This is a genomic window from Acidisphaera sp. L21, from assembly GCF_009765685.1.
GTDB lineage: Bacteria > Pseudomonadota > Alphaproteobacteria > Acetobacterales > Acetobacteraceae > LMUY01.
This window is the reverse complement of record NZ_LMUY01000065.1, coordinates 48035-57262: the sequence shown is the minus strand read 5'-3', so window position 1 is coordinate 57262 and position 9228 is coordinate 48035. Positions and strand designations below refer to the sequence as shown.

The window sequence follows — 9228 nt, the reverse complement described above, 5'->3', positions numbered from 1 at the left end:
TGGGCGGGTTAGGCGCCCGGCGGGTCGTAGGCTTGGATGGGCGGCAGGTTACCGGTGAAGCGCTCCACCTCCACGGTGGTGATCTGTCCGGTGCAGCCCTGCGCCAGGGCCGACGTGCCGATATCCCGCGTCAGCACGTTCGGATTGCCGTGGACGCAGAGAGAGTTGTCTTCCGCCGGGTCCGCCGGGTCGTACCAGGCGCCGGTTGGGAGTTGGATGACACCGGCGCGGATGCCGTCGGTGATGCGCACGGCGGCCAGGCAGGCGCCGCGCTGGTTGAACAGGCGGACGATGTCGCCATCAGCGATCCCGCGGGCGGCGGCGTCGGCCGGGTGCATGCAGGCGACTTCGCGGCCCCGGTGCTTGGAGGCGAGGCTGTGGCCGCCGAAATCGAGCTGGCTGTGCAGCCTGGTCGCGGGCTGGTTCGCGATCAGGTGCAAGGGCGCGGCAGCGCGGGGGATTTCCACGGGGGGGAGCCAGGTGGGGTGGCCGGGACAGTCCGGCTCGCCGAACCCGGCGATCTTGGCGGAGTAGATTTCGATCTTGCCGCTGGGTGTCGGCAGGGCGGAGCCGTCCGGATCCTGGCGGAAAGCGCGGATGTGGCCGCCGTCATCGTCCTGCATCGGCAGTTCCAGGCTGCCGGCGTCCCAGAATTCCTGGAAGCTGGGCGCGGGGCGGCCCAACGACTCCAGGCCGCGGCGGGTACGCTCGTAGAGGTGTTCCAGCCATTGCTGGGTGGTGCGGCCCTCGGTGAAGGGCTCCCCGGCGCCGAGGCGATGGGCCAGGCCGGCGAAGATGTCGTAGTCGTCGCGGGCCTCGCCGAAGGGCGGGGCGATCGGGTGCATGGCGACCATCAAACTGTCGTTGCCGTTGGCGCCGATATCGGAACGCTCCAGCGTCATGGTGGCGGGCAGCACGATGTCGGCATGGCGGGCGGTGGCGGTCCAGGCGAGTTCGTGTACCACGAGCGTGTCCACGCGGCGGAATGCCTGGCGCAGCCGGTTCAGGTCCTGGTGATGGTGGAATGGGTTGCCGCCGGCCCAATAGACCAGCTTGATCTGCGGGTAAGTCTTGGTTTGGCCGTTGTAGCGATAGGTGGTGCCGGGGTTCAGCAGCATGTCGGCGATGCGGGCGACGGGAATGAACTCCGTCACGCCGTTGCGGCCCTGCGGCAGGGTGGGCGATGGCACGGCGATGTTGCGGCGGCCGTAATAGCCGATGGCGCCGAGGGCGTAGCCGTAGCCGCCGCCGGGCAGGCCGTATTGGCCGAGCGCCGCCGTCAACGCTGCCGCAGCCCAGACCGGCTGCTCCCCATGTTCGGCCCGTTGCAGGGAGTGGGCGACGGTGACCAGCACCCGCTTGCCGTGCAGGCGGCGGGCTAGGGCCACGATGTCGGCGGCGGGAACGCCCACGATGGGTGCGGCCCAGGCAGCGGTCTTTGGCTGGCCGTCCGTCTCGCCCATCACATATTGCTCGAAGACCGGCCAGCCTTCGGTGTAGCGCGCCAGGAAGGCCTGGTCGTGCAGGTTTTCGGCCACCAGGGTGTGGATGAGGGCGAGCATCAGGGCGGTGTCGGTGCCAGGGATGGTGCTGAGCCATTCGGCGCCGGCCTCGGTCGGCAGGTCGGCGCGCAGGGGGCCGACCAGGATGAAGGCGCAGCCGCGTTGGCGGGCGCGGTCCATCGAGCCACGCTCCACATGCTGGCTGATGCCGCCGCCGGCGACCATGCTGTTCTTCAGCGCCATGCCGCCGAAGGCCAGCACCAGGTCGGTGTGCTTGGCCATCTGGTCCCAGGTGACGTTGCGCTTGGTGACCTGCTCGTAGCCGCCGAGGATATGGGGCAGCAGCACGGAGGAGGCGCCGGAGCTATAGCTGTTCACCGACTTTACGTAGCCGCCCAGCGTGGTGTTGAGGAAGCGGTGCACCTGGCTCTGCGCATGGTGGAAGCGGCCGGCGCTGGACCAGCCGTAGGAGCCGCCGAACACGGCGCCGGGGCCGAAATCGTCCCGCACGCGGCCCAGTTCCTCGGCCAGGCGGTCGAGCACGGCGTCCCACGCCATGGGGACGTATTCGTCGCGGCCGCGCCGGTCGTCCGGGCCCGGGCCGTTTTCCAGCCAGCCGCGGCGGACCATCGGCTGGGCGATGCGGGCGCGGTGGCGCAGGGCGGCGGGGAAGTTGTCGATGACGCCATTCGGGTCTGGATCGCCGGGGTGGGGCAGCACCTCCAGCACGTCGTTCTGGTAGCGCGCGGAGAACACGCCCCAGTGCGAACTATGTGGCCGGAAACCGAGGTCGTTCATCGGGCATCCTATCAGGCTCTGGATTTCAGCCGGGCCGCGTGGTGGTGTCATGCGACCGTCGCAATTTCGTTTAAGCACGGGCAGCGGGATGAACAACAATTGGATGCATCTGTGACGACGAATCCTGACCCGGCAAGCTGGCTGGCCGATCACCGGGACCGCCTGTTGGAGGGGCTGTTTACCTTGCTGCGCGCGCCCAGCGTCAGCACCGACCCGGCGCATGCGGGCGACATGCGCCGGACGGCCGCGTTCCTGATGGCGCACGTGGCCGGGATCGGCCTGCAGAACGTGCAATTGCTGGACGCCGGCGGGCACCCTGCCGTCTACGCCGATTGGCTTGGCGCCAGGGCCGCGCCGACCGTGCTGCTATATGGCCACTACGACGTGCAGCCGCCCGACCCGCTGGACCTTTGGCATAGCCCGCCGTTCGAGCCGACGATCCGCGACGGACGCATCTATTGCCGCGGCGCGTCGGACGATAAAGGCCCGTTCTGGACCATGCTGTGCGCGCTGGAGGCGTTTTTCGCTACGCAGGGCGGGTTGCCGGTGAACGTGAAGCTGCTGTTGGAGGGGGAGGAGGAAGTCGGCAGCCGCACGCTGCCCGCCATTTTGCAGCGCCATGGTGAGATGTTGCGGGCGGAGGTGCTGATCTCCGCCGATGGCAGCATGTGGCGGCCGGATCTGGTGAGCGTGAACATGAACAGCCGCGGGCTGTGCGCGCTGGAGTTCAGCGTCACCACCGCCGATGCCGATTTGCACTCGGGGCGGTATGGCGGGGGCGTGGCGAATGCGGTGACGACGCTGTGCCAGATTGTTGCCACCCTGCATGACGCGGATCGCCGGGTGGCGGTGGAGGGGTTTTTCGAGGGGTTGCGGCCGCCGAGCAATCTGGATCGGGCGTCGATCCATGCGATCGGGTTCGATGAGGCCGGGTTCCTGGCAGAGATCGGTGCGCGGCCGGGTGCGGTGGAGCGCGGGGTGCCGATGCTGGAGGCGATGTGGCTGCGTCCGACGCTGGAGATCAACGGGATTAGCGGCGGGTATGAGGGGGTCGGCACGAAGACGGTGCTGCCGCATGCGGCGACGGCCAAGATCACGTGCCGGCTGGGGATTGGGCAGGACCCGGTGGCGGTGGCGGATGCAGTGGAGCGGCATTTGCAGGCGCATTGCCCGGAATACGCGACACTGCGCGTGCAGCGGGGCAATGACGGGGCGCGGGCCTACGCGCTGCCGGAGGATAACCCGGCGTTGCTGGCGGTGGAGCGGGTGTTGGAGACGCTGCACGGCAAGAAGCCGCTGCATGTCGGCGTCGGCGGTACGCTGCCGATCTCTTCGATGATCAAGCAGCATCTGGGGATGGAGACGGTGATGATGTCGTTCGCCGTGTCCGACTCCAACGTGCATGCGCCGGACGAATTCATCCGCCTCAGCTCGTTCGACGAGGGGTTGCAAGCCTGGCTGCTATTCCTGCCCGAACTCGCTGCATCCCATAAAGGACACGCCGTATGAAACGCCTCATTCTGCTCGCCGCCACCGGGTTCGCGGCGCTGTCGTCCGCCCATGCGGCCACGCTGGTGGTTTGCACGGAGGCGAGCCCGGCAGTGCTGAACGCGCAATTGTCCACCGCCAACACCGTGTTCGACGTTGCGGCCCAGGTGTATGACGAGTTGGTGGAGACAGAACGTGGCGGCTCCAAGATCATCCCGGCGCTGGCTGAATCCTGGACCATCGCGCCAGATGCGATGTCGGCGACGTTCAAGATCCGGCACGGGGTGAAATTTCAGTCCAATGCGAAGTTTACGCCGACGCGGGAGCTGAACGCGGATGACGTGATCTTCAGCTTCCACCGCATGATGGACAAATCCGACCCGTTCAATGCGATCAGCGGTGGCACGTATGATGAGTACGATGCGCTGCTGCGGGACCGGGTGAAGGGAATCGAGAAGGTCGACGCCTACACCGTGCGCTTTGACCTTGCCGTGCCGGTGGCGCCGTTGCTGGGCATTCTGTCCATGCAGTCCTTCGCGATCCAGTCCGCCGAATACGCGCAGGCGATGCTGGCGGCGAAAACGCCGGAGCAGTTGGACACGCAGCCGATCGGGACCGGCGCGTTCTCGTTCGTGCAATATGCGCGGGATTCGACAATCCGGTTTCGGGCGTTTGCGCAGAGTTGGGTGAAAGACGCCGGGTTGGAGGATCGGGTGGCGAAGGTCGACCAACTCGTGTTCTCGATCACGCCCGACCCGGCGATCCGGCTGGCGAAGTTGCGGGCGGGGGAGTGCCAGATCGCGCGATATCCGAACCCGACCGATTTCAACGGGATCAAGGCGGATGCCCAGTTGGTGCTGGCGGCGGGGCCGCTGGCGTCCATGGGGTATGTGTCGTTTCGCTCCGACAAGCCGCCCTTCGACAAGCTGGAAGTGCGGGAGGCGTTGGCCACTGCAATCGACCTGAAGTCGCTGGTGTCTGCGGTGTTCCAGGGCACGGGGGAGCCGACGGCGGCGCTGATTTCACCGAGCCTGTGGGGGCATAACGACCAGGTGAAGCCGCGGCCGTACGACCCGGCGGCGGCGAAGGCGATGCTGGCCAAGGCCGGGTATCCGGATGGGTTCAAGACCACGATCTGGGCAATCCCCGTGGCGCGGGCCTACATGCCCAATGGGCGCCGGGCGGCGGAGATGATCCAGGCGGATTGGGCCAAGATCGGCGTGCAGGCGGAAATCGTCAGCTACGAATGGGGCGAGTATCTGCGCCGGGTGCGCGCGGGCGAGGCGCCGGTGGGGATGCTGGGGGGCACCTGGGATTACCCGGACCCGAGCCAATTGGTGTTCAACTACTGGGCCTGCCCGGACGGCAAGCCGCGCCCCGGAGATTTCGGCCATTGGTGCAATGCCGAGTTCAGCGACCTGGTATCGAAGGCCAACGTGATTAGCGACCAGGCGGAACGGGCGAAGCTGTATGTGCAGGCGCAGGACGTGTTCGCCAAGGATGTGCCGGGGATCCTGTTTGCGGATACGCAGGCGTACACGGCGATCCGCAAGAACGTCAGCGGGTATAAGGTGCATGTGCTGGGGGGGACGCCTTATGGGGGGATTAGTGTGGCGCCGTAAGGGAGGACCTAAGGCGGGGCGCTGCCCCGGACCCCGGCAGAGGACAGTCGTCCTCTGCACTCCTTTTGCTTGAAACTGCGGGTGCGTGTGTGGTTGTTGCGAAGGACCATGCAGACGCGCCCCATTCAGCACGATGACATCGCCCAGGCACCCGCGCTCTTTCGGGAGGCTTTGGCGGAACTCGTGCAGATTGGGATGAGCGTTGCCCGGATGGTCGGGCGGGCGGCTGAGGCGGAGACAGCGCTGGCTGATGCAGCGATCGTCGTGGCGGGCGAGTTGCCCATCGCGACGTCGCTGGCAGAGGCGATTGCGGCGGATCAGGCGGCGAGCGCCGCCGCGGAAGCCCGGCGCACCGTCGCACCGCGGATCGAGATCGTGGCCGCCGCGTTCAACCAGGTTTCGCGTGCGATCCGCCGGACGGTGCTGTTGGCCGAGCGGCTGGATCGGGGCTGGGCGCGGCCGGTGCGCATGGACGACCAGCAGGCCATGGCGCGGCGGCAGATCGTGCGCGCGGTGAGCCACGCGATCGGGCGCAGCGCGGATGCCGGGGACGCCGAACGGCTGACCGGGGCGTTGCGCGAACGGTTGGATGCGCTGGACACGATCGAGGATATCGGGCGGCGGCCGGCAGAGGAGATCATTCGGGAGATTTGCCGGGATCTTGGGTTGGATCCGGCACCCGTGCTGGCGTCGACGCCATCGAGCAGGGCTGTTCCTCCGATGGCCTTCCACTCGCCCCGCACCCCCCTGGATCCCTCAGGATAAAGGGGTGAAGGGGACGACTGTCCCCTTCCGGGTGCAGGGCAGCGCCCTGCTAAGGTTTTGCCTTCGCCAAGGTCGCGTGCAACTGCGCCACGACGGCCGCCCCCTCACCCACCGCGGCCGCCACCCGCTTGGTCGAGCCGCAGCGTACGTCGCCGATCGCGAATACGCCGGGCACGCTGGTTTCCAGTGGCAGGCACGTACCGGCCGATTGGTCGCCGGTGATGACGAAACCCTTTTCGTCGACGTTGATGGGGCAGCTTTCCAACCATTCGGTGTTTGGGTCTGCGCCGATGAACAGGAACAGATGGCGCAATGCCACGAGCTTGGTCTTGCCGGTGTCGCGGTTGCGGAAGGTCACGCTGGATAGTGACACGTCCGGCTCGCCGTCCAGCGCCACGACTTCGGTTCGGGTATGCACTTCAACATTCGGCAGCGCGGCGATACGCTCGATCAGGTATTGCGACATCGACGCCTCCAGTCCGGTGCCGCGCACGACCAGGTGCAATTGCTTCACCTTGGACGCGAGGAACACCACGGCCCGGCCGGCGGAGTTGCCGCCGCCGACAAGCGCCACTTCCTCGCCCTCGCACAATTTGGCCTCCACCGGGGACGCCCAATAGGCGATTCCGGCGCCTTCGAATTCGGCCAGCTTCGGAATGTTCGGCCGGCGGTAGCGCACGCCGGACGCGATGACCATGGTGCGGGCCTGCACGGTTCGCTCGTCCGTCAAGACGACGCGCAGGCCGCCATTGCCGCAATCCAGCCGCGCGACCTCCAGTGGGATGGCGATCTCGGCGCCGAATTTCTGCGCCTGGGTGAAGGCGCGCGCCGTGAGCGCCACGCCGGAGATGCCGGTGGGGAAGCCGAAGTAATTCTCGATCCGCGAGGACGCGCCGGCCTGGCCGCCGAATGCGTGCGAGTCGAGCACGATGGTCGACAGGCCTTCCGACGCTGCGTAGACCGCCGTTGCCAACCCGGCTGGCCCGGCGCCCACCACGGCCACGTCGTACACTTGCTCGGGCCGCAATGCCGGGGTGATGCCCAGCGCCAGGGCGATTTGGCCGTCGGTCGGGCGCTTCAGCAGGGTGCCGTCGGGGCACAGGGCGATCGGCAGATCCGGCGCATGCAGCGCGAACCGGTCCACGATGGAGGCGGCATCTGGGTCGATTGCCGGGTCGAGCACGGTGTGGGGATAGCCGTTGCGGCGGAGGAAGCCCTGCAGGCGCACCAGCCACGGGTCTGCCGCGGTGCCGACCAGCAGCGAGCCGGCGACGCCCTCGAGGATGTACGCGGCGCGGCGCAGGATGAAGGCGCGCATCACCGTCTCGCCAATCTCGGCCGAGCCGATTACCAGGGCGCGCAGATGCACGGCATCGAAGGGCGCGACTTCGCAGCCTTCCGGCCCGGCGCGGCCTTCGACCAGGGTCGGGCGGCCGGCGAGTTGGGCGACCTCGCCGGAGAATTGGCCGGTTTCGAGCGAAACGATATGGGTTTCGCGGCCCATACCGTCCCGCGTGAGAATGTCCACTGCGCCCGCTAGCACCAGGAATGCCGGGGCGGATTTGGCGCCGTAGCCGTACAGCACCTGGCCCGGCTGGCATTGCGCCACCGGGCCGCTGGCGAAGCGCAAGGCCGCCTGGCGCTGTGACGCCGTCAGCACCGGGAAAATCTGTGCGCGACGGGTGTCGGCGATGCTCATGTGTAACGGCTCGACCGGAACGGCACGCCGAGGTTCTCGCGCAAGGTCGTGCCTTCGTATTCGGTGCGGAACAGGCCGCGGCGCTGCAGTTCCGGCACGACGGTGTCGACGAACAGTTCCAGCGGGATGGGGAAGTAGGGGGAGAGCATGGTGAAGCCGTCGCAGACGCCGGCGGTGAACCATTCCTCCATCTGGTCCGCCAGGCCCTTGGCGGTGCCGACATAGACCATGTGGCCGAGGCTGAAGGCAAAGCGGCGGGCGAGTTTGCGGATGCTGAGGTTTTCGCGCCGGGCCAGCTCGATCATCATCACCTGGCGCGCCTTGGCGGCGTTGCTGGGGGGCAGGTCGGGCAGCGGGCCGTCCAGCGGGAATTGCTTGAGGTCCAGATCGCCGGCCAGGCGTTGGATGCTGGCGAGCGCGCCATCGTCGGAGGCGGAGGAGACCATCATCTCGTAGCGCTCCTTCGCCTCGGATTCCGTTTGCCCCAGCACGAAGCGGATGCCGGGCATGATCTTCAGATCGTCCGGCGCGCGGCCGTATTTCGCCATGCGGCCCTTTACGTCGGCGTAGAACGAACGTGCCTCGCCGATGTCGACCTGGGCGGTGAACACGACGTCCGCCGTGCGGGCGGCCAGTTCGCGCCCTGGGTCGGAGGAGCCGGCCTGGGCGATGATCGGGTAGCCCTGCGGGGGGCGGGCGACGTTCAGCGGGCCGCGGACGGAGAAATGGTCGCCCTTGTGGTTGAGCACGTGCAGGCCCGCCGGGTCGATGTAGCGGCCGGTCTCGCGGTCGCGGATGACGGCGTCGTCGTCCCAGCTATCCCAGAGGCCGGTGACGACATCGTAGAATTCCTGGGCGCGCTGGTAGCGCAGGGCGTGGTCCAGATGGCTGTCGCGGCTGAAGTTCTGTGCCTCGTCCACGTTCTGCGAGGTCACCAGGTTCCACCCGGCGCGGCCCTTGCTGATGTGGTCGATCGTGGCGAATTTTCGCGCGATGCTGAACGGATCGTTGTAGGTGGTGGTGGCGGTGGCGACCAGGCCGATGTGCTTGGTGACGGTTGCCAATGCCGCCAGCATGGTCAGCGGTTCCAGACGCACGCAGCGGGCGGATTCGGCGAGCGTTTCGGCGTTGCCGCCGGACAGGTAGAATACGGGGGCGACGGCGGCGCTGTCCTGGTAGAACAGCATGTCGAACTTGCCGCGCTCGGCGGTCTGCGCCAGGTGGACGTTGTCTTCGAACCCCATGTCGGTTGGGCGGGCGCCGGGCATGCGCCAGTGGCCCGGCGGGTGGCAGAATGCCGTCAACTTCATCTGCCGTGTCGTCGCCATGCTGTTGCACCTCCCGCCCAAAGATC

At 67.5% G+C, this 9228-nt stretch carries 6 protein-coding genes; 3 read left to right on the top strand and 3 right to left on the bottom strand.

The window, feature by feature from the left end; all coding sequences use genetic code 11:
• Positions 1-8: 8 nt before the first annotated feature.
• Positions 9-2300 (bottom strand): molybdopterin-dependent oxidoreductase, encoded by a 2292-nt coding sequence (locus GSQ76_RS12260; RefSeq protein WP_158744195.1) that lies wholly within the window; start codon positions 2298-2300, stop codon positions 9-11.
• A gap of 111 nt (positions 2301-2411) precedes the next feature.
• Here GSQ76_RS12260 and GSQ76_RS12255 point away from each other — a divergent pair, with 111 nt between their 5' ends.
• The 3 genes from GSQ76_RS12255 to GSQ76_RS12245 all read left to right on the top strand — a co-directional run bounded on the left by GSQ76_RS12255 (position 2412) and on the right by GSQ76_RS12245 (position 6175).
• Positions 2412-3809 (top strand): dipeptidase, encoded by a 1398-nt coding sequence (locus GSQ76_RS12255; RefSeq protein ID WP_216851022.1) that lies wholly within the window; start codon positions 2412-2414, stop codon positions 3807-3809.
• Complete coding sequence (locus GSQ76_RS12250; protein ID WP_158744194.1) at positions 3806-5410, top strand: ABC transporter substrate-binding protein; 1605 nt, start codon at positions 3806-3808, stop codon at positions 5408-5410. Before GSQ76_RS12255 ends, GSQ76_RS12250 begins: the two co-directional genes overlap by 4 nt.
• A 108-nt stretch (positions 5411-5518) precedes the next feature.
• Positions 5519-6175, top strand: coding sequence for a hypothetical protein (locus GSQ76_RS12245; protein WP_158744193.1), 657 nt, complete (start codon positions 5519-5521; stop codon positions 6173-6175).
• A gap of 49 nt (positions 6176-6224) precedes the next feature.
• Here the strand turns inward: GSQ76_RS12245 and GSQ76_RS12240 are convergent, their stop codons facing one another.
• Both GSQ76_RS12240 and GSQ76_RS12235 read right to left on the bottom strand, forming a co-directional pair.
• Positions 6225-7874 (bottom strand): FAD-dependent oxidoreductase, encoded by a 1650-nt coding sequence (locus tag GSQ76_RS12240; protein WP_158744192.1) that lies wholly within the window; start codon positions 7872-7874, stop codon positions 6225-6227.
• Entirely contained in the window at positions 7871-9202 is a 1332-nt protein-coding gene (locus tag GSQ76_RS12235; RefSeq protein ID WP_158744191.1) for an LLM class flavin-dependent oxidoreductase, read from the bottom strand. The genes GSQ76_RS12240 and GSQ76_RS12235 overlap by 4 nt, the downstream gene beginning before the upstream one ends.
• Between the last annotated feature and the right edge of the window lie 26 nt (positions 9203-9228).

Bases quoted from the DNA above. Each gene is read 5' to 3' on its own strand.
- GSQ76_RS12245 (WP_158744193.1), top strand. From the start codon at position 5,519: ATGCAGACGCGCCCCATTCAGCACGATGACATCGCCCAGGCACCCGCG.
- GSQ76_RS12240 (WP_158744192.1), bottom strand. From the start codon at position 7,874: ATGAGCATCGCCGACACCCGTCGCGCACAGATTTTCCCGGTGCTGACG.
- GSQ76_RS12235 (WP_158744191.1), bottom strand. From the start codon at position 9,202: ATGGCGACGACACGGCAGATGAAGTTGACGGCATTCTGCCACCCGCCG.
- GSQ76_RS12260 (WP_158744195.1), bottom strand. From the start codon at position 2,300: ATGAACGACCTCGGTTTCCGGCCACATAGTTCGCACTGGGGCGTGTTC.
- GSQ76_RS12250 (WP_158744194.1), top strand. From the start codon at position 3,806: ATGAAACGCCTCATTCTGCTCGCCGCCACCGGGTTCGCGGCGCTGTCG.